Raw genomic sequence first — 20,293 nt, 5'->3', positions numbered from 1 at the left:
CCTGAACATCCACCTGTGGCCGGGCATAAGCTCGGCCACAGTGCGTTTATTACCGTAGTAAAACCGGTTCTCTTACCTTGAATTTTGTCTTCGATATGTCTTCCCCGCTCGTATTACGTCAGATCCTGTTTGTGCTCAATCCCATATCCGGGGACATCGATAAATCCAGTCTGGAAGCTACGGTGCAGGCTTTTTGTACGGAGCGAGGCCGCCATGCTTCCTTCTTTCACACCACCGGCGAGCAGGACCTGGAGAAGCTGCGGCAGCATATTGATCAGCACTCGTACGATGCCGTTTTTGCCGCCGGGGGCGACGGTACCGTGAGCTTGGTGGCCTCGGCCCTGGCCGGCAGGGATATACCGTTGGGCATTTTGCCCCTGGGCTCCGGCAATGGGCTTTCGAAAGATTTGGATATTCCCCAGGAACAAGAGCAGGCCCTGCACCTGATTTGGGATCATAGAGTGCGGGCCATCGACACGCTGAAGGTTGGCGGCACGTTCTGCGCCCATCTGGCCGATCTGGGGTTCAATGCGCTGGTCGTGGAGCGTTTTTGCAACGGCGATACCCGCGGGCCGGGCGCGTACGTGCGCATTGCCATGCAGGAATACCTGGACTACGAGCCGGCCACCTACCGCATCATCACCGACCAGGAAACCTATGAGGGCACCGCCTTTATGGTTACGGTGGCCAATGCCAACACCTTCGGCAGCAACGTGGTAATTAATCCGGATGGGCAGCTCGACGACGGTGAATTCGAAATTTGCCTGATTGAGCCCTTCCCCGGCACGGCGGCCATCGGCATACTCTACCAGCTCTACACCGACAATTTCGATGATTCCATTTACACCCGACGCCTGCGGTGCCGGCGGGCATCCATCGAGGTAAGTGGGCAGCAGCGGGCCCTGGTGCAAGTGGATGGAGAGCCCCTGGAAATGGACACCCCGATTCAGGTAACTATTCAGCCGCAGAGCTTGCGGGTGCTGTTGCCCCAATCGGCTGCGGAGCGGGCGTAACCGGGCTTGTAAAGAGCTTCTGGCGGAATACTTCGGTGCCCGCCGGCACGTCGGTTTGCGGGCTTGGCTCGTAGGTACGCAGCCACACGTCGCCGTTCTGATAAAACTCCAGGCTGAAAAACCCCTTGTGCTCGTGGGCGAAGGTCGCTTTGCCCCCGTGCTGCACAAAGGCGGTTTTGCTGCCCGAACCACTAACTAAGTAATGCCCCTGCTGATAGTGGAAATACTGGAGGTTATGGTCGTGGCCGGCGGCGTAGATGATGTTGGGAAACTGGTGGAGCACCCGCAGCAGGCGGCGGCGCATCTTGCGGTAGCGCGGGTGGGCCATGTCTTCCTCGGCCCCAATCAGCTTGCGGTACACCGGAAACAGGGAGCCCAGCCCCGGTAGCGGAACATAGGCTTTCTTGTGGGCGGCCGTCAGGGGGAACAGGTGCTGCTTGGTCGTGAACTTGCCCCCGTGCATGGCATTGGAATAGAGCGGGTGGTGGCCGGCCACCACAACTTGCTGGTGGCGGTTGTGTTCCAGAATTTCCTGCAACTGCTCAAAGGGCTCTTTGCTCGTAGTGGCCGAGCACCCATACGCCGCGCCCAGCGGGCGGGGGCCGTGCTGCACCCACCACTGGGTATTCAGCACCACCAGCAGCAATCCGTCGGTCAGCTGCATGGTTATCGGCCCGGGGCAGCCTTTGGGCGGCAGGTAAAAGGCCCCCGGCAGATGCTCCAGCACGTACGCTTCCTGGCGCAAGAGGTACTGGTAGCCATCGGGGCGGCCCTTGTTCCAGTCGTGGTTGCCGCTCAGGAAAATAACGCGTCCGGCGTAGCTGCGGAAGGCGTCGAGTTGAATATCCAGGCGGCGCTCGGCTGCCTCCCGACCGGGGGCTGTGGGCGCCGGTATACCGGTGGGGTACACGTTGTCGCCGAGCAGCACAACGCCGCTAGTCGGGCCAGCTTCGTGCAGCCAGTGTTGCAGCAGGGTAAGCACCGGGTCCTGCCCGTCGGTAGCCACGGCGCCCAGGTCGCCGACCAGCGCCAAGCGGTAGCGCAAGGGCTGGTCGGGGTCGGGTTGGCTGGCGGCCCAATTGGCGTGGGAAGGGGCAATGTAGACCTGCCGCCGGTACTGGCGTTCCTGCTGATAGCGGTAGAGCAGCCACAGGGCCAGCAGGGTAAGGCCGAGGGCCACAAGCAGCAGAAGATGGGAGAGCGTCAGCAAACGGCAGCAACATTAGCGTGTTGAGGTATGTACGGCAAGCGCCCCGGTTCAGCTGTAGTATGGCCGCGGGTAACTACTGCAGGAAGGCGGGCCGGCTAGAAATTAGGCGGCGTTAGGTTTTTGAAGTGTCCGTTGAGCCGGGCCCGGTCTTTCAGCCGCTCGGCCTCCATAATGACGGGCAGAACCCGCTCTAAGTGCTCCAACACGATTTCCTGTCGTTCCTGCTCACTAGTAGCCGCCAGCAGCTGATACTCCTGGTCGGTACTCAGGCCCAAGTTGTGGGCAATGTCGAAGATACAGTAAGTAGGAGGCAGCTCGACAAAGAGCTTGCGCAGCCCCAAGGCGCCATAGAGCTGCTGCACATACTCCGTAATGCGGACCTTAAGCGCCGCATCCTGGTCAGGGTCGTCGCGGATATCTTCCACGGTGCCGGCGGCGTAGAGCTTGCCCGGGGCCTGCCGGAAAAACTCCCGGATCCGGAACACGCCCACGGCTTTGGTTCGAATGTCCATTTCGCCGTTTTCGTAGTGCTTATCGACGCTTAGCAGGCGTACTTCGGTGCCCAACTCACTGACGCCCTCATTCAGATACGGAGGAATACCGAAGGTGATATCGGCCTCTATACAGTCGCGCACGAGCTGGCGGTAGCGCGGCTCGAAAATATGGAGGTTGAGTTTTTCGCCGGGAAAAACCACAAGATTCAGCGGAAACAGAGCAAGCAGACGAGACATATTGGCAAAACAGAGAAATCAGTAAAAAGTACGGGGAAACGCGCCGCCGGTACGGCCGCGCGGGGACAATTCCGCTACTTTTGCACGCATAGCCGGCCTAGGGCCCGGCAGCAACTCAGTTTAGACGAGTACAACGTGGCAAACTATAAGCGGTATTGGCAGCAGACCTGGCGGGTGGGCCTGCAGGTAGTGGTAGCCTTATTTCTGACCTCCGTAGCCTGGGTGCTGGTGTACCGCTGGGTGTCGCCGCCGGCCACGTGGCTCATGCTGGAGCGCCGGGCGCATGCGCCCGTGGGCAAGGGGTATTACGGCATTCGGGAGGAAAACCGCCAAATCAGCTACGACTTCAAGGGCCTGGATGAAGTATCGCCCCACGTGCCCCTGGCTTTGATTGCGGCCGAGGATCAGCTGTTTCTCAAGCACCACGGCTTCGATTTTAACGCCCTGCAAAACGCGGTAAAAACCAATATGCAGGAAGGCAAGAAACTGGTAGGCGGCAGCACCATTTCGCAGCAGGTCGCCAAAAACGTGTTTCTGTGGCACGGGCGCAGCTACCTGCGCAAAGCGGCCGAAGCTTATTTTACCATGCTTATCGAGCTGCTCTGGGACAAGCGCCGCATCATGGAAATGTATTTGAGCGTGGCCGAAATGGGCGACTGTACCTTCGGCGTGGAAGCGGCCTCGCAGCGCTATTTTCATAAGTCGGCCAGTCGGGTAACGCAGGCCGAGGCAGCCCTGCTGGCCGGGGTACTGCCCAACCCCTTGCGGTTTCGGGCCAGCAACCCCGGGCCCGCCGCCCGCGCCAAGCAGCGCCGCGTCATGCGCAACATGCGTCGCCTGGGCGGCACTACCTACGTGCGGGAGCTGATTGCCGAGTAGCCGGTTTTGCCTAAGTCAACCCCCGATCCATGAAAAAGCTTTTCGTTGCCGCCCTGCTTAGTGCCACTCTGGGAGCTTGTACTGTGGCGCGTCCCGCCCAGACGCGCTCTGCCATTCTGCAGGTGCTCACCACGCAGACGGCCGCCTGGAACCGCGGCGACGTGGCCAGCTACATGCAGGGCTACTGGCAATCCGATTCGCTCGTGTTTATTGGCAAAAGCGGCCTGACCTACGGCTGGCAGCCCACGCTGGATAACTACCGTCGCGGCTACCCCACGCCGGCGGCCATGGGCCAGCTCACGTTTTCCAACCTGGGCATCACCCAGGATAGCCCTCTTTCAGCGCACGTAGTCGGGCGCTGGCACCTGGCCCGTACGGCCGGTGACCTGGCCGGCCACTTTCTGCTGGTTTTTCGCCGCATCAACGGCCAGTGGGTCATCGTCGCCGACCATTCGAGCTAAGATTAAGATATAAGGGTGCTTCGACGAGTCTGAAGGTCTACTTCGGAGGTGTCCAGCTGCTAAACCAGAAAAGCCCTTTCCCGTTGCAACGGAAAAGGGCTTTTCAACAAAAAGTGGGCTGTACTGCCCCAAAGGCGGCCTGCTGTGATTCCTGCCCCGCAGCTACGGATCAGGTAAGAAGGGCTAGGCGCCTTCTTCCTGGGCCTCACCAGGGTCGGCCGGGGTGGTTTCGTCTTTCTGCTTTTCTTCGACTACCGCCGGAATGGCCTCCGTGAAAATCAGGCCCGTTCGGGCCGCGTGTTCGGCAGCCTGCACCGTGTCCTGCACCAGTAGCATTTCCACTTTGTCGCCCCGCAATTCCTCCGATACGCGTTCTACCATCGTGGCACGGTCGGGACGTAGCACGTCGCGGATGTAGATGGCCAGGATGCGGCCCGGGTGCCGGCGCACTACTTCGCGGTAGATGTTGGCGTCCTCCTGCCCACTGTCGCCGATGAGCACAAAGGGCAGCGTAGGGTAGGTGAGCAGAATGTTGTCGATTTCCTTGAGCTTGTGCCCGTGGTGTTCCGAGGTGTCTTTGGCCGCCTTGCGCACCACGGCAAAGTCGCGCAGCAGCAAGGGGCCCGGCGGAATCTGGTTTAGGTTCAGAAAGTCCTCCAGCAAGTCGTAGAGGTTCCAGGGGCTGCTGCTTACGTAAAAAAACGGGTTGTTGCGCTTGCCATTACGGCCCAGCTGCAAGGCCCGGTAAAACTCTGCCACACCTTTGAAGGGCAGGCGGGAGCGGGCATTGCGCAGCAGTACCGTGCGGGCCATGCGCAGCATATCCGTGGCCGAGGTCTGAATGACGGTGTCATCCAGGTCACTGATGATGCCGTACTCCGCATCGGCCGGCGGAATCATAACCGGGGCCTGGGTGGCCAGGCCCGCCGGCAGCGGAATAGAGCCGGGTACGGCCTGGAGCAGCACTTCCACCGGGTACCACATGTAATTGATGGGCTCGGGCAGGGCCCCCGGTTCCAGGTTCAGGGAGAAGTAGCCTTCGTCGTCGGTAACGGTCAAATGCTCGGAATTATCGGCCGGGCGCACCAGCAGCTGGGCGCCGGCAATTTCGTTGCTCTCAAACCGCCGGTACATATTCAGCAGGTTGTGCCAGCGCGAGTCGCTCGGGTCGGGTTCCCCTATGCCCTTGTCGGTCAGCAGGCGACCTTTCACGTAGAGCCGGGTAGGCGTGCCGTAGCTGCGGTAGGGAACAATCTGCAGCGGGTCGAGCAGTCCCAGGCGGGTGCGGGTCCGCAAAATCAGGTCGTCCGCTTTTTCGGCCCAGTCGCCGAGTCGGTTGAGTAGAGGAGCCATAGTGGGCGTAAAGAAAGCAAGCAATTTTATACGCCTTACGCGTACAGGCCCCGCCGGTGTTGCGCGGGCCGGCCGGCCAAGGCCCAACAAAAAGGCCTGCTACCGGAGTAGCAGGCCTGAGTAGCGCTGAACCTTAGGAGCTTAGAGCAAGCTCTTGAGGCGGTTCAGGTTGGTGTCGTTCTGGGGCTTATTGCGGCAGTTCAGCTCCTGCGCTTTGGCCTGAATAGCCGCTACGCGGTTTTCCGGGTTGGGGTGGGTGCTCAGGAAAGTTGGGGTGTTGTTGGGGCTCTCTTTCGACGACTTGATAAAGAAGCCGGCCGTGCCGTCGCAGGAATATTCAGTGCCGCTGAGGTAACGTACCGAGTAGTCATCCGCTTCACTCTCGTCGTTGCGGCTAAACTGCAACTGGCCCAGGCCGGCGGCAATCTGCACCAGCTGGTTGGGGTTGTCGCCGACTAGCAGGCCCAGCAGTACTTGCAGGCCGTACTGGGTTTGCAGCTGCTTGGAGGTGTGGCGGCGGTCGGCGTGGGCAATTTCGTGACCAATAACACCGGCTAGCTCGGCTTCGTGGTCGAGGTACTTAATCAGGCCCGTGTATACGTAAATGTGGCCGCCGGGCGTGGCAAAGGCGTTTTTCTCGTCCTTTTGCACAATTTTCACGTCCCAGGGAAACTCGTTCCGGTAGGTCAGCTGGCCCGAGTTGAGCACCTTATTCACCACGTTGTCGAGGGCCGCGTAGGCGGCGCTGTTGCTGCTGCGTTCCAGCAGCCGGCCATATTTATTGGGGTCGACGCGCATGAGCGAGTCCGTCTGGCGGGCTACCTGGTCGCCCAGGGTCCGGTCGTCTTCAATGGAGAACAGCAGGACGCCGTCACCGTCTTTGGAGCAGGAAACTGAGCCCAGGGAAGCCGCAACCAGCCCGAAAAGAAGCCAGGGCTTGAGGAGTAAACGATGCATGAGAAAAGAAATTAAAGGAAAAACGAAAGGAGAGGGTAGGCAGCCAAAAGAAAAAACGGTGCCAAAAGTCTTTCGCCCGATACGCCTAATACCCGCCTTCCGTTGCGCCACGTGCGTTGTAGGCCGGGTAGGCGGTCTGGCTCCCGCCCGATTGGCCCCTGAGTGTGGGAGGGTTAGCAGAACAGACTTTGGGGTGCGAGGCTGGCGGTAGAAGGGCGAAAAAATATTCAGCAGGGCTATTTCCCAGCTTGCCCCCGCCCGCGGCCGGTCCTGTCAGAGCGTCGGGCTTACCTTGGCCGTCATTCTGCGTACAAAAGAAGGAACCAGCCAACAAGGGCTGGCCTTGCTATTTCGTATGCCCTCTACTGCCGCCCCCCGCCCCAAAGTCAAGAAAAAACACCTGCTGCCCGAAGAGGAAGCTCATGTGCTCTATAAAGACCCCGCCCGCCAAGCCGAGCTGGCCGGCCTGCGCTACCTGCCCGATACCAAAGCCGGTATTACCCGCAAAGCCGGCCGCAACGGCTCCTTTACTTACCTCGATGCGAAGGGCGAGAAAATTACGGACGAGAAAACCCTGGCCCGCATCAACGGCTTCGTGATTCCGCCGGCCTGGACGGATCTGTGGATTTCGCCCTCGGCCAACTCTCACCTGCAGGTAACCGGCCGCGACGCGAAGGGGCGGAAGCAGTACATTTACCACCCGGCCTGGGACCAGGCCCGCAGCCTGACCAAGTTTAGCCGATTGCGCGCGTTCGGCGAAAAATTGCCCGAGTTGCGGCAGCGCATCGCCCAGGATTTAAAGCGCCCCAAGCTGGACCACGACAAAGTGGTGGCCCTGGTGCTTACCCTCATGGACCAATCCTTTATCCGGGTCGGCAATAAGGAGTACGCCAAGAAAAACAAAAGCTACGGCTTGACGACCCTGCGCGACCGGCACGTGGAAGTGGCCGGCGACGAGGTGCATTTCACCTTCGTGGGCAAAAAAGGGGTGCCGCACGATGTCAGCCTGCACAACCGCCGGTTGGCCCGCCTGGTGCAGAAGTGCAAGGAAATCCCCGGCCAGCACCTGTTTCAGTACTACACGGCCGAGGGGCACCGGCAGGAACTCGAGTCGGGCGACGTGAATGAGTACCTGCGCGCCGTTACCGGGCTCAACCTCTCGGCCAAGGACTTCCGCACCTGGGGCGGCACCGTCAAAATGGTGGAATGCCTCGAAGCCGTGCTGCACCAGGAACCCGAATTGCCCAAGGATAAAGTGCTGAAGCGGGCCGTGAAAGACGTGGCGGCTGGCCTCGGCAACACGCCCACCGTGTGCAGCAAGTACTACATTCACCCGCAGGTGGTGGAGCTTTTCAACTCCGACAAACTCATTGACTACCTGCGTCGGCACGATGCCGACCCCACTGAAAACGACCTGCTGACGCCCACCGAGCACATGGTGCTGGACATGCTGCAGGAGGTAGACAAAGCGGCTTAACCGCAAGAACTAAAATGCCACCGGGCCCCGCTAGCAGTACTGGCGGGGCCCGGTGACGTTAGTGCAGAGCCGTTTCGGTTAGTACCCTTCCCGGTCGTAAGCGTGCATCTTGACGCCTTTGGTGGTGTTGTCCTTGAAGTCGTGGCCGCGCAGAACGGTGTTGCCGCGCTTGGTATCGTAGTAAAAGGTTTTCTTGCCGCCCCGCTGCACCCGCGAGGTATTCATCACGTCGTCCTCGTTGGGCCCCCCGTAGATATCGACCCGGATGCCGCGCTTCACGTCGCCGCGCACCTCGAAGACGTCCTTGCCTTTCAAGCCGTGCAGCACAATGCGCTGGGTTTCATCGACTCGAAAGCTGCGGCGGTACAGCAGCGTATCGGCTTTGGCTTTCTTATCCTTGTCCAGAATCCGGTATACGCTTACCACAGTGCTGGTATCGGCCAAGCGCTCCACGACAAAACGCTCGTCCTGGTCGGTACCGGCCACGGTTACCCGGTGGGCCAATAGGCGGTAAAACGTGTCAGCTGCTTTGGGTAGCGCCGCCCGGCGGGCCCGCAAGGCGGCGGCCGTGCGGGTGCCTTCCCGGGCGTACACCGGCGCCGGGAACCGGTGGGTGGCCTGGGCAATAACCTCGTCGGTGAGGCGCTGCTGCAAGTCCTGGGCTAGGCGCTGAAACTGCTGCCGGGTTACTTCCGACAAGGCCCGTTCGTCGATAAACGTCGCGTTTTTGACCAGGCCGCCAATGTCCTCGTAGTGAGGCTTGAACGTGCGGAGCTTGCGCACCGCCCAGCGCCGGCTGAGCAGCCAGGGAATCAGGCCGTCGCTGAAGCGGTAAAATACCTGGTCCCGGTCTTTGGGTACGGCCCGGTACAGGGTGCGGCCGGCGGTTTCGTACACCGCCCACTGCCACTGACCTTCGTGCCGGTCCCAGTCGCCCAGCCAGATATCCAGCAGCCGGGCCCGGGCAAAGGCAAGTTGGTCAATCTGGTGGGTGGGGTCGGCATAGCGCTGGGCCAGCATTTCGTCGCTGTCTTCCAAGTCGCGGGCATTGCCGAAAGCAGGCGTTAGGTTCTCCGGGCCTTCGTACTTTTCTTCTAGCATCACCACTTTGCCCTGAAACAGCTCGGAAGCGGCACCCAGGCCGGTTTCGGTGGGCGGCACGTAGAAAGCGCGCGGGTTGGTATGGAGCACCCCGGCAGCTTCCGCCAGGGGCGGCACCACAAAGGCGGCGAAGGGGTTGGCTGCCGAAGTAGCATCCCGCACAACATTGAGTAGGAATGTTTTGCGCATCACCTTGGGCAAGGTCTTGTAAGGATCCTTGTCGAGCGTGCGCAGGGCGTACTGCCGGCCTTTAGCCCCATTGAGGGTCATACTCGTGCTTTGAAAGCCGCCGCCCATCTTGCCGGCCTGCAAGCCCCCGGGTACAGTCCGGTTGAGGTCCAGCACGGGAAGCATAACCGGCGTCGCCCAGACCTGCCGGTAATGAGTGCCCATAAAGAAATTGTGGATAGCCCCGCGGCGGTAATGCCGGCCCACCGTTACCTGCACGCTGTCAGAAGCCAGGGGAGCCACGGCGGGCCCGGTTACGCGGGCATCGGGTTGAAAGTAGTGCTGCCGGACGCAGGAAGCACAGGAAAACAAAGCAGCTAGGGCGAGTAAACGAGCGGTCATTGGGACGAGAAAAGGCGCGACTTGAGTCCTTCAACGAAGCTGCGCCATAAAAGTGGCCAGCCAAGTAAGCACAACCGCTGGGCCGTGGTTTGCGCTATAAGGGCAGGACCTGCTCCGGCTGGTCATTTTTCCGCCCTTTCGATCCTATTACGTGTCCTTTCTACTATTCGTGAGGAGCCCGACTGTCCTGGGCGGCACCCTGGCCAGTTGCTTGCTGCTCAGTGCCTGTTCGGCGCCGGCTGCGCCGGTGGTCACGCCTCCAATCATCGGTCCCGACTCCACGGTGCACGTAGCGGCCGGCACCCAGTATTTACGAGGACCTATTCACCGGTTTTTCTGGGGTAAGCATTACCGGCAGGTGTGGGCGACGCCCGTAACGGCGCCCGTGTTTAACCTGCGCACGGCCGTCCCCGGCGGCCTAACCCCTATTCAGGAAGGAGGCAGCTTTCAAACCCGCAACCTGCGCTTGCTGGACCGTAACGGCGCCCAGTACGTGCTCCGGTCCGTAGACAAGGACGCCACCAAGGCCCTGCCCGAATCCTTGCGGGATGGACCAATTGGGCGGCTCATGAAAGACCAAACCAGCGTTATCAACCCCTACGGTGCCTACATCGTGCCGCCTTTGGCCGCCGCCGCGGGGGTATACCACACCAACCCGCGCCTGGTGTACGTGGCCGATGACCCGGCCCTGGGCCCGTTTCGCGAAAGTTTTGCCAATGCGCTGTACCTGTTTGAAGAGCGCCCGGAAGGCGACCAGCGCGCTGTGAGCAGCTTCGGCCGCTCGGCCAAGGTCGAAAGCTCCCGTAAGGTTTTCACCAACCTGGTGTATAACCCCAAGCACCGCATTGATGCCCGCTGGTACCTACGGGCCCGCCTGTTCGACATGTGGCTCGGCGACTGGAGCCGGCGGGAAGACCAGTGGCGCTGGGCCAGCTTTCCGGCCAGCGGCGGGGCCACAGTCTACCGCGCCATTCCCCGCGACCGGGACCACGCCTTCTTCAAATTCGACGACGGCGTATTCACGCACATCATCGGCTGGGTGAAGTCAAACTACCAGAGCTTTCACCAGAAAATCCGTCTTGGCGACGTGGAAGGGCTCAACCGGGCCGCCCGCCCCATGGACAAGTCGTTGCTGGTGTATCTCACGGCCCAGGACTTCCAGCAAGTCGCCGATTCGATGCAGCGCAGCTTGTCCGACGACGTTATTCGCGGAGCCTTGGCTCTCTGGCCCAAGGAAGTGTATGCCGAAGCCGGGGCCGAGTTCGACGAAAATCTGCGGGGGCGGCGCGCCCAGCTCCCGGCCGTGGCCGCCCGCTTCTATGAGTTGTTGGCCCGCGAAGTTGAAATTCCGGGTACCGACCAGTCCGAGCGCTTCGTGCTGGAGCCCACGGGGCCGGGCCAGCTGCGCGTGAGCGTGTACAGTCTAGCCGCCGGGCGCCCCGACAGCCTGACCGGGCGGCGCACCTTCGATTACCGACAAACCCGGTCTATCAAAGTATTTGGTCTGGGTGGCAACGACTCGTTTGAGTTGCGCGGCCTGCCCGACCACCGCTTCGAAGTCGGTATCTACGACGGGGCGGGGCAGGATGTAGTGGAGCTAATGAGCCCGACATCGGTAGCGGGCAAAGCGGCCAACGTAATGGTGTACGACAGTGGCGACGGGAATACCATCAAAGTAGCGAAGCCCGTGAAGGTAGAAAGCTACGTGCCCGCGGCCACCGAGTTTGATGCGGCGGGTTGGCTGCTGCGGCACCGGCTGTTCTAGCAGAAACTTAAAAATTGAGTAGCCATTTCTCCGCCGACTCATTGTCTTCAAAGTAGCGTATCATCAGCGGCACCGATTCGAGCTGCCGTACTATATTCTGCGTGGAGAGCTGACTGAGGACGTCGTAGGCCTGCACAATGGCACAAAAGCGGTAACCGGCCTGCTGCACGGCCCGCGGGGCCCAGTTGTGGCTAAGCCACTCTTGGTCGCTGGGCTGAATCGGGGGCATCATCTGATGATCGGTCAATACCTTGGACAGCCCGCGGGTGCGCAGTAGCTGCAGTACCTGCTCGTACACGGCCCGCAACGAGCTGCTGCGAATGGGCACCGGGTTCCAGTCGATGCGGGCGTAGCCGTCACCGTGTTCGACCACGGTAGCCAGCTCATTGTGGTAGTACAACGACGCGTTGGACGGATAAACTAAATCAGCCATTATACAACAGAGCTAAAGCAATACTAACAGGAAGAAGCCAATAGCAATGGTGTGGCGGAGTGGGGCAGAGTGCCAGTATACAAGGAATTGCCGAGCTTGTTGGTACTCTCTGAATTTTAATTTTGCGTACTTAATTTAGCCTCCGTAGCAAGTAAGCTGGGCACACAAGGGCTGCACTCCGGGCCCCGGGAGTGATAGGTAGGATTTGAGTAGAGGTAACTGCTTATCGGTTAGTGGGGTTGAAAGGCGTAGGCGGCGGTCCGGACCCAGTGCCGGGCATCCTGAATATTGCTGAAATAAGCCGTGCTCAGCGGGGCCAGGCCGTGGGCGTTGTGCATGATGTGGGTCACGCCCTGTCGGTTCAGCACATCTTCGGATTCTACAACGGCCATGTGCAGAATATCCAGCAGGGCAAAGCGGGGAAACCAGTCGGTATTGATCCATTTCTGGTCCAGCGGCCGGATGAGGTGCATGTGCCTGAGATTCCCGATCCAAGCCCGGACGTGGTACTGCTCGGCGAGTTGCAAGCCCATGTCCAGGCCGGTGCGCAACTCGGCGCTGGTGGCAAAATTCAGCCATTCCAGCTCGAGGGAGTGCGCAAAACCATCGTGGTAGATTCGCAGGTAGGAAACGTTTAGCAGGGTTTGCATAGCGTCAATACTTTACTGGGAGAGAAAGGCAGAGGATGGCGCAATGAATATAGTAAAAGGGGTATAATTAAGTAAGCCCGACAGCAAAAGGTCCAAGTAGCCTCCAATAAAAATCCCGGCCGGTGAGGGTCGGGATGAAGAAAAAAGTCGCTGTAGCTATTTGAATATCTTCACTTTGTCTTTGTGCTTGGTGCGCAGGTACTGGCGGATGATCTGTTGCACATCCTTGTTGTCGTTATAGCGGGTAATGACTTCTTTGAAATCGTTGAGCTTGCGGGCCGAGAAATCAGTATCAACGTAGCCAAATCCCAGGTAGCGGCCATTCTCAACCACGACAATGGTTTTTTCGTCGGCCCGGCGCCCCTGGCCGATAATGACGAAGGAGCCGTGCTCGTAGGTAAAGCTTTCTATGGCTTCCTCCACGCGCTTGTTGTACTCTTCGGCGGGTTCCAGGCCCAGGCACGCACCCTTGCAGCGGTGTACCTGGTAGTCAAAACAAGAGCCGTTGGTTTTATACAAGTCACACAGCTTCTGGCACAGGTTGAACTTGGCTACCTTATGAAACAGAAACCCCTTGGCCTTGTACTGGTTGCCCAAGGCAATAAGGGGATGGGACTCGGCGTGGTCGTCGGCCTTGCCGTAGTAGAGGCGCTTGTAGCCGTTTTCGTCGGTGCGCAGAAAGATACCGGCCGGAAACACCGAGCGGCGCTGGGCCCGGTTGTAGAGGGGCTTCATCCGCTTAATTTCCGCCGACTCGTACAGCAGAGCCACCAGCTCCGAGCCAGTCAGCTCCCAGGTAATGTCGGAGATACTGTTCTTGAATTCCAGCGACTTGCGCGACTTGTAATCGACGGCAAAGTGCTGCTGAATCCGCTTGTAGATGTTGATGCTCTTCCCAACGTAAATGACCTCGCCCTGCTCGTTGTGAAAATAGTACACGCCCGCTTCCTGCGGCAGGGAAGCCACTTTTTCGGGCGTGATATTGGGCGGCAGCAACGCCGTGCGAATAGCTTCCTGCACGGCCGCCACGCGCCGGGGGCTGGGCTGCTTGGGCGGGGCTGCGCCGGCGCCGGCCGGAGCCTTCTTCGGACGGCCCGTTGGGGCCAGGGCATCGACGGTAGCCAGGGTATCGGCCGCCGAGATAGTTGGGTTGCGCAGGGCCTCCTCCTGCTGGCTTATTTTGAGCAGGCGGTCGAAGAGAATAGCCGTGGCGGCCGCGTCGCCGGCGGCGCGGTGGCGGCCCTCCAGCGGAATCCCGATGTTCTGGCAGAGCTTCCCCAGGCTGTAGCTGGGCTGGCCCGGAATCAGGGAGCGGCTCAGGCGCACGGTGCACAGGGTCTTGCGCGAGTAGTTATAGCCTAGGTCCGCAAACTCCTTTTTCAGGAAGGAATAGTCGAAACGCACATTGTGCGCTACAAAAACGCAACCCTCCGTTAGCTCCACCACTTTGCGGGCCACCTCGTGAAACTTGGGCGCGTCGCGCACCATATCATCGGTGATACCGGTAAGCTGGGTGATGAAAAAGGGGATAGGCCGCCCCGGATTGATGAGCGTGCTGTATTGATCCACGACCTTGTCGCCGTCGTGTATAAAAATAGCTATTTCCGTGATGCGGTCCTGGGTAGGCTGCCCCCCGGTAGTTTCAAGGTCAATGATGGCGTACAAAAGCGGCGCGGATTCAGGTAAAAGAAAGTGCTAATAGGATTGGTAACAAAGATAACACCTACGAAGGTTGCACACCGGGAAGTTTGCCTGAGGTGGGAAGCAGGAGAAAACTACGGTTCAGCTACACATTCTTCTAGCTCTGCTGCCGTTCTATTGCTCAATAAAGAAAGGGACGAGCCCAACAGGGCCGGATAGCCCACAGGCAGAAAGGCACGAAAAAAGCCCGACCAGAAGGTCGGGCTTTTTTACTTAGGATACGCTAAGCAAGCCTAACGGCGGCCTTTCTGCTGGGTTACCCAGTTTTTGGCCGACAGAATTTCGCTGTGCTGCTGCTCAATGACGGTACGGGCTTGGGCCGGAATTTCCTGCGACTTCAGCGCCGTTTCGTAGGCCGTCAGGGCCGTGGCGTCGCCGGTTTCGCACTCGCCCAGGATGGCCGAGTCGTCCTGGCCGGTAATAGCCGATTTAATATTGATCCAGCCGCGGTGCACGGCGGCGGCGGCATCGGCCACCACGCCTTCCAGCGTATTGCCGTCCTGGGGGTTGATGCCAATTTGTTGGGCCTGCTGCGTCAGCTGCGACACAAACTGGGCCCGCTGCTGGCTTAGCTCGCTCAGCTTCGACTTCAGATCGGGGCTGCTCACGCCTTCAGCGGCTTCTTGGTATCCCTTAGCGGCCGTCTTGTTAATTTCTACGAGGTCGTTATAAGCACGGGCGGTTTCCGAGGTGATAGTTGCCATAAGACAAGAAAATTTTAGGTGGAAGTAAGAGTTCAGAACATCAACGCACTGTGGTTGACTGGGCTTTTATACCTGCAACCGAACAGTAGGGTTGCTTTGTCCAGGATATAAAATTTGGGTTATGAGAGTATGCAACAGAAGGTTGGATAAAAAATACCCTCGCCGTTTTGTCACGACGAGGGTAAAAAAACGGCCAACCGGCCGCGGCTAGCTAGTTGGCTGGCTTGGTTTTGCGCCCCAGCAGCCGGTCCCACCAACTGAGCTGATTGGGTTTGTCCTTGTCGGGCTTGGTGGAGTCCTCGCCCTCGGCCGTGTCGCCGAGCAGAAAGCCCCAAGGTTCAGTAACCTTGCTGGCGTCGAGCACCACTTTGATGACGGCCATAATCGGGATACTCAGAATCATGCCCGGCGTGCCCCACAGCTCATTGCCCAGGATCAGGGCCAGGATGGCCGCCAGCGGGTTGATGCTGACCTGGGAGCCCGTAATCATGGGCGTAATGAAGTTGCCTTCCAGAAATTGCACGAACACGAACACGCCAATCACGCCGGCCGCGTGCAGGGGGGAGCCGGTTTCGACCAGCGTGATAATGGCCGGAATCGTGGCCCCAATCATAATTCCGATGTAGGGAATGACGGCCAGCACCGAGGCGAAGATGGCAAAGAAGATGGCAAACTTGACGCCCAGCACCACCAGCCCAATGCCATTGAGCACGGCCACAATGACGATAACCTTGAGCAGACCCGAAATATAGGCTTGTACCACGGTCTGAATGTTGTCGACGGTGTGCAGCACGTTGGTGCGCTTATCGGGAGTCACGAAGCGGAACATGAACTGGCGCAGGTGGTCCCGGTAGAGCAGCAAGCAGAAGATGTAAATCAGGACCTGCGCCAGGTTGCCCAAGGCGTTGGTTGTCACATTCAGGGTCGTACCCAGGTAAGTACCGCCCGACTTTTTCAGCGCCTTGACCGTGGATTCCTTTACTTCTTCAATGCTCATGGGCTTGTAGCCGAAGCGCTGGTGGGCCCACTCCTGGGCTTGGTTGAAGAACTCCATGGTCTTGGTTTGCAGCTTGGGTATCTCGTCTTTGAACTGAGTAAGCTGGGAGCCAAAGGCCAGCACAATGCCGGCAAAAATCACGATCAGCAGCAGCAGGCACAGAATAATGGCCCAGATTCGGCCCAAGCCCTTGGCTTCCAGCCACCGGCAGATGGGCAGCAGCAGCAGGGTAAATACGCCGGCAAAGGCCAGGGGCAGCAGCACGTCGTCGAGCATCCGGAGCGAGTAGACCAGCAGCACCCCGGCCAGCAGCACGAAAGTAAACTGCACAATCGGGCGCTGCTTCACCTCGGGCTGGGGTTTATGACCGGAAGGCGGCAAATGATGTTGGGTAACGGGAGGGAGCATATTGCTAATTAAATTGGAAGGGCGGGAGAGCGAAAAAGGACGGTTTATGGGGGTTTTAATCCCTTTTTGGGTGAACCTTACCTAAGTGATTTAGGTTGTGAAGAACGTTTTTACTAACTTGAGTAGCGAAAACAAGACGCGGAAAACCTCAATTTTCTGCGTTATTTTACCTCGAATTTGATTTGTGAAAAGTACAATGGCTGACGAAGAACTACCCATCGCTGCAACTCCCGACCACGGCTACACCGAGGACAGCATCCGCTCCCTGGATTGGCGCGAGCATATCCGGTTGCGGCCCGGCATGTATATCGGCAAGCTCGGCGACGGTTCTGCTTACGACGACGGGATTTATGTGTTGGTGAAGGAAGTTATTGATAACTCCATTGACGAGCACGTGATGGGCCACGGCCGCACCATCGACATCAAGATTTCGGACAGCCGCGTGCAGGTGCGCGACTACGGCCGGGGCATTCCGCTGGGTAAGGTGGTGGATGTGGTCAGTAAGATTAATACGGGCGGTAAATATGACTCGAAAGTCTTCCAGAAGTCTGTAGGCTTAAACGGGGTCGGTACCAAAGCGGTTAACGCGCTCAGCAATTACTTCCTGGTGCAGAGCGTGCGGGAAGGACAGATGAAATCGGCCGAATTTGAGCGTGGCATCCTTAAGCAGGACCCTAAGCCGGTGAAAACCAGCCAGCGCAACGGTACGCTGATGGTGTTTCAGCCCGACGACACGATTTTCAAGAACTACCGCTTCATCCCGGAGTACCTCGAAAACCAGATCTGGAACTACGTCTACCTCAACGCGGGGCTGACTATCAACTTCAACGGCCAGAAGTATTACTCCGAAAACGGCCTGCTCGACCTGCTGTCCCGCAAGGCCGACGCGGAGACGGTTCGCTACCCCATCATTCACCTCAAAGGCCCCGATATTGAGGTAGCCATGACCCACGGCAACGATTACGGCGAGGAATATTACTCGTTCGTGAACGGCCAGTACACCACCCAGGGCGGTACCCACCTGGCGGCCTTCCGCGAGGCGGTGGTCAAGACCGTGCGGGAACACTACAAGAAGGAGTACGACGCGGCCGATATCCGGGCCAGCATCGTGGCCGCCATTTCGGTGCGAGTGCAGGAGCCCGTATTTGAGTCGCAGACCAAAACCAAGCTGGGCTCCATCAACATGGGCGAGGACGGGCCCACCGTACGCGGCTATATCCTGGATTTCCTTAAGGAGCACCTCGATAACTACCTGCACAAGAACCCGGCGGTGGCCGAAGCCCTTAAAAAGCGTATTGAGCAGAGCGAGCGGGAGCGTAAGGACATGGCGGGCGTGAAAAAGCTGGCCAACCAGCGTGCCAAAAAAGCCAACCTCCACAACCGCAAGCTGCGCGACTGCCGCTTCCACCTCGGCGAAGGCAAGCAGGAAAGTGAGGCCCTGACCACGCTCTTCATTACCGAGGGCGACTCTGCTTCGGGCTCCATCACCAAGAGCCGCAATGTGGAGACGGAAGCCGTATTCTCCTTGCGCGGCAAGCCCTTGAACTGCTTCGGGCTCAAGAAGAAAATCGTTTACGAAAACGAGGAGCTCAACCTGTTGCAGCACGCCCTCAACATTGAAGAGGGCATCGAGGGGCTGCGCTACAACCGCGTCGTCATTGCCACCGACGCCGACGTGGACGGCATGCATATTCGCCTGCTGCTGCTAACCTTCTTTTTGCAGTTCTTTCCCGACCTCGTGCGCAACGGCCACGTGTTTATTCTGGAAACTCCGCTGTTCCGGGTGCGCAACAAGAAGACCACCATTTATTGCTACAACGAGCAGGAAAAGCAGGAGGCTATGCGCAAGCTGGGCCGCAACCCCGAAATTACCCGCTTCAAGGGCCTAGGCGAAATCAGCCCCGACGAGTTCGGCAAATTTATCGGCGACAATATCAAGCTGGAGCCCGTCATCCTGCAGTCGGACCGCTCGATTCAGCAGGTGTTGACCTACTACATGGGCAAGAATACGCCCGCCCGCCAGGAATTTATCATCGATAACCTGCGCCTGGAGAAAGACCTGGTGACGTCCGACGTACTGCCCGTGAGCGAGGTAGCCGAGGAAGATCTGGCCTTTGCCTAGGAGCCACTCTGCTCTAACCCTCAAACCGCCCCCGTGCCGCTTGGTACGGGGGCGGTTTGCTTGAAGGTCACTACCAAGCGGGATGCCTGACCTCGCGCACGAAGAATCGGGTGGGAGTTTTTGCTGGGAAGTTTTATCCTTATAAAAGGAGGGGTTCAACGCCAATTTCCCGGGGTTGGACCGAATAAGGTACATCTTTATGCGATACCGCCGTATAAAGCCAACGCCGATCTTTGTAGTACCTCCTGCTCAGTGCGGGGTCTCGCTCTTTTCTAACACACCTATGGCATCATCACTACCTTCTTATGGCTCGGGAGCTTCCCGGCACTCCGACACTTCGAATGTTTCGCCCTGGCGGCAGCGGGGCATGGGCTGGCTCCTGCTGCTAGTATTGCTGGGTTTGCTGGTAACTAGCCGCCACCTTAAAGCGCAGAATGCGCAGGGCCACCGGCCAACCTCCTTCTTCTTCGGACTGGGTTGATTCCTCAGCCGCCACACCTCGCCTTTTGCCGGCCGCTTTCAGGAAGCTGAAAGCGGCCGGTTATTTGTTAGCCCACCCGCGCCGATACCCCGGAAACCAGCTGGTTACGACAGGGGCTCGGGCGCGGCCGAAGCCGAGGAGGCCGGGCGCGACTTATCCTGGGGCAGAGGAATGAACTCGTGGTTGTCGGTGGGGGGCAGGGCAATGCGGCCCGCGGCCCAGTCGGCCTTGGCCTGCCCGATACGCTCCTTGCGCGAGGACACGAAGTTCCACCAGATAAAGCGCGGCCCCAGCTGCTCGCCGCCCAGCAGCATGAGCGTGGTGGTTTCGCGGGCAATGAGTACCGGGTCCTGGCCCGGAGTGAAGACCAGCAACTGCCCAGCCGAATAGAAATGCCCCGCTACTTCAATCTGGCCTTTGGCCACGTACGCCCCGCGCTCCTGATGGCCCTGGGGCAGGCCGAAACGAGTGCCGGGCTGTAGCACCACGTGCAGATAAAACAGGGGGGAGTGGGTCCGCACCTCGTTGCGCAGGCCGTAAGCGTCGCCGGCAATCAGGCGCATCCACACGCCGGGCTCGGTGAAGATGGGCAGCTCGTGGGGCTGGTAGTTGGTAAAGCTCGGGGCGGTTTCCTCGTCGGCCTCGGGCAGGGCCACCCAGGTCTGAATCATTTCCAGCTGCCCCCCGGCCAGCGTGGCCGGGTCCTCAAACCGCTCAGAGTGGGCAATGCCGCTGCCCGCCGTCATCCAGTTGACCTCACCCGGCCGGATGATCTGCTCCACACCCAGACTGTCGCGGTGCATTACCTGCCCCCCGAACAGGTAGCTGACCGTGCTCAGGCCAATGTGGGGGTGGGGCAATACGTCGAGGCTTTGCAGCTGAGCGGCTGGTACGCTCACCGGGCCGGCGTGGTCCATGAAGATGAAAGGACCCACCATGCGCCGCTCCCGGAAGGGTAGAATCCGCTTTACATCGAAACCGGCGCTGATGGCCGCTTGGCGGGCATTGATGACTAAGTCGAGCATAGATGTTGGGGCTATAAAGGTGGCAGGCCGCGGAACGCAAAGAACCCGGGGCGCTTCAAGGTTCGGAGTTTCCGGCGCATTTCCTATGGAGAAGTACCGGCTGGGTTATGAGTACTGGCTCTATTGCGTGGATAAACCACCCGTGCGCTATTCCTGCGGAGTCCGCACAAATCAGTTCAGGTACTCTACACGTCTGCCCCATTGTCGACTCCTGCGTTTCTGATGGGGGCCTAGGCGGGCACCCAAAACGGCACT

General features: G+C 59.3%; 18 protein-coding genes. 7 read left to right on the top strand and 11 right to left on the bottom strand.

Features of this window, described 5'->3' with window-relative positions; genetic code table 11:
- Positions 1-95 precede the first annotated feature (95 nt).
- Entirely contained in the window at positions 96-1,013 is a 918-nt protein-coding gene (locus E5K02_RS04300; protein ID WP_135392408.1) for a diacylglycerol/lipid kinase family protein, read from the top strand.
- On the opposite strand, the gene E5K02_RS04295 is transcribed toward E5K02_RS04300, so the two are convergent.
- Positions 955-2,193: a metallophosphoesterase family protein gene (locus E5K02_RS04295; RefSeq protein ID WP_240737146.1), complete on the bottom strand. Its 1,239-nt coding sequence runs from the start codon at positions 2,191-2,193 to the stop codon at positions 955-957. The two genes, E5K02_RS04300 and E5K02_RS04295, sit on opposite strands and share 59 nt — an antisense overlap.
- A 125-nt stretch (positions 2,194-2,318) precedes the next feature.
- On the bottom strand, positions 2,319-2,954 hold the full coding sequence (locus tag E5K02_RS04290; protein WP_135392406.1) for an LON peptidase substrate-binding domain-containing protein: 636 nt from the start codon (positions 2,952-2,954) through the stop codon (positions 2,319-2,321).
- A 135-nt stretch (positions 2,955-3,089) separates the two neighbouring features.
- Here E5K02_RS04290 and mtgA point away from each other — a divergent pair, with 135 nt between their 5' ends.
- On the top strand, positions 3,090-3,833 hold the full coding sequence (gene mtgA, locus E5K02_RS04285) for a monofunctional biosynthetic peptidoglycan transglycosylase (protein ID WP_240737145.1): 744 nt from the start codon (positions 3,090-3,092) through the stop codon (positions 3,831-3,833).
- Positions 3,834-3,862: 29 nt separating this feature from the next.
- Positions 3,863-4,294: a YybH family protein gene (locus tag E5K02_RS04280; RefSeq protein ID WP_135392402.1), complete on the top strand. Its 432-nt coding sequence runs from the start codon at positions 3,863-3,865 to the stop codon at positions 4,292-4,294.
- A 183-nt stretch (positions 4,295-4,477) separates the two neighbouring features.
- On the opposite strand, the gene E5K02_RS04275 is transcribed toward E5K02_RS04280, so the two are convergent.
- Both E5K02_RS04275 and E5K02_RS04270 read right to left on the bottom strand, forming a co-directional pair.
- Positions 4,478-5,647, bottom strand: a complete 1,170-nt coding sequence (locus tag E5K02_RS04275; protein WP_135392400.1) for an App1 family protein — start codon at positions 5,645-5,647, stop codon at positions 4,478-4,480.
- Positions 5,648-5,788: 141 nt separating this feature from the next.
- Positions 5,789-6,604: a M48 family metalloprotease gene (locus tag E5K02_RS04270; protein ID WP_135392398.1), complete on the bottom strand. Its 816-nt coding sequence runs from the start codon at positions 6,602-6,604 to the stop codon at positions 5,789-5,791.
- A gap of 355 nt (positions 6,605-6,959) precedes the next feature.
- On the opposite strand from E5K02_RS04270, the gene E5K02_RS04265 reads away from it, so the two are divergent.
- Complete coding sequence (locus E5K02_RS04265; protein ID WP_135392396.1) at positions 6,960-8,081, top strand: DNA topoisomerase IB; 1,122 nt, start codon at positions 6,960-6,962, stop codon at positions 8,079-8,081.
- 78 nt (positions 8,082-8,159) lie between these two features.
- Here E5K02_RS04265 and E5K02_RS04260 read toward each other — a convergent pair whose 3' ends face one another.
- Positions 8,160-9,752, bottom strand: coding sequence for a hypothetical protein (locus tag E5K02_RS04260; RefSeq protein WP_135392394.1), 1,593 nt, complete (start codon positions 9,750-9,752; stop codon positions 8,160-8,162).
- A 169-nt stretch (positions 9,753-9,921) separates the two neighbouring features.
- On the opposite strand from E5K02_RS04260, the gene E5K02_RS04255 reads away from it, so the two are divergent.
- Entirely contained in the window at positions 9,922-11,517 is a 1,596-nt protein-coding gene (locus tag E5K02_RS04255; RefSeq protein WP_135392392.1) for a hypothetical protein, read from the top strand.
- A 7-nt stretch (positions 11,518-11,524) separates the two neighbouring features.
- Here the strand turns inward: E5K02_RS04255 and E5K02_RS04250 are convergent, their stop codons facing one another.
- The 5 genes from E5K02_RS04250 to E5K02_RS04230 form a co-directional block, all read right to left on the bottom strand.
- Positions 11,525-11,950, bottom strand: coding sequence for a hypothetical protein (locus E5K02_RS04250; RefSeq protein WP_135392389.1), 426 nt, complete (start codon positions 11,948-11,950; stop codon positions 11,525-11,527).
- A gap of 230 nt (positions 11,951-12,180) precedes the next feature.
- Positions 12,181-12,600 (bottom strand): hypothetical protein, encoded by a 420-nt coding sequence (locus E5K02_RS04245; RefSeq protein WP_135392387.1) that lies wholly within the window; start codon positions 12,598-12,600, stop codon positions 12,181-12,183.
- A gap of 156 nt (positions 12,601-12,756) precedes the next feature.
- Positions 12,757-14,265: an exonuclease domain-containing protein gene (locus E5K02_RS04240; RefSeq protein WP_135392385.1), complete on the bottom strand. Its 1,509-nt coding sequence runs from the start codon at positions 14,263-14,265 to the stop codon at positions 12,757-12,759.
- Positions 14,266-14,534: 269 nt separating this feature from the next.
- Complete coding sequence (locus E5K02_RS04235; RefSeq protein ID WP_135392383.1) at positions 14,535-15,005, bottom strand: ferritin-like domain-containing protein; 471 nt, start codon at positions 15,003-15,005, stop codon at positions 14,535-14,537.
- Positions 15,006-15,216: 211 nt separating this feature from the next.
- Entirely contained in the window at positions 15,217-16,410 is a 1,194-nt protein-coding gene (locus E5K02_RS04230) for an AI-2E family transporter (RefSeq protein WP_135392381.1), read from the bottom strand.
- A gap of 196 nt (positions 16,411-16,606) precedes the next feature.
- Here E5K02_RS04230 and E5K02_RS04225 point away from each other — a divergent pair, with 196 nt between their 5' ends.
- A complete protein-coding gene (locus tag E5K02_RS04225) occupies positions 16,607-18,532 on the top strand; it encodes a DNA topoisomerase IV subunit B (RefSeq protein WP_135392379.1) in 1,926 nt (641 codons plus the stop codon).
- 283 nt (positions 18,533-18,815) lie between these two features.
- Entirely contained in the window at positions 18,816-19,013 is a 198-nt protein-coding gene (locus E5K02_RS04220) for a hypothetical protein (protein WP_135392377.1), read from the top strand.
- A 104-nt stretch (positions 19,014-19,117) separates the two neighbouring features.
- On the opposite strand, the gene E5K02_RS04215 is transcribed toward E5K02_RS04220, so the two are convergent.
- A complete protein-coding gene (locus E5K02_RS04215) occupies positions 19,118-20,038 on the bottom strand; it encodes a pirin family protein (RefSeq protein WP_135392375.1) in 921 nt (306 codons plus the stop codon).
- Positions 20,039-20,293 lie beyond the last annotated feature (255 nt).

Origin of the sequence: Hymenobacter metallicola, assembly GCF_004745645.1 — a bacterium.
Classification (GTDB): Bacteria; Bacteroidota; Bacteroidia; order Cytophagales; family Hymenobacteraceae; genus Hymenobacter; species Hymenobacter metallicola.
The sequence above is the reverse complement of the archived record's forward strand: the minus strand, read 5'-3'. Positions and strand labels throughout refer to the sequence as shown.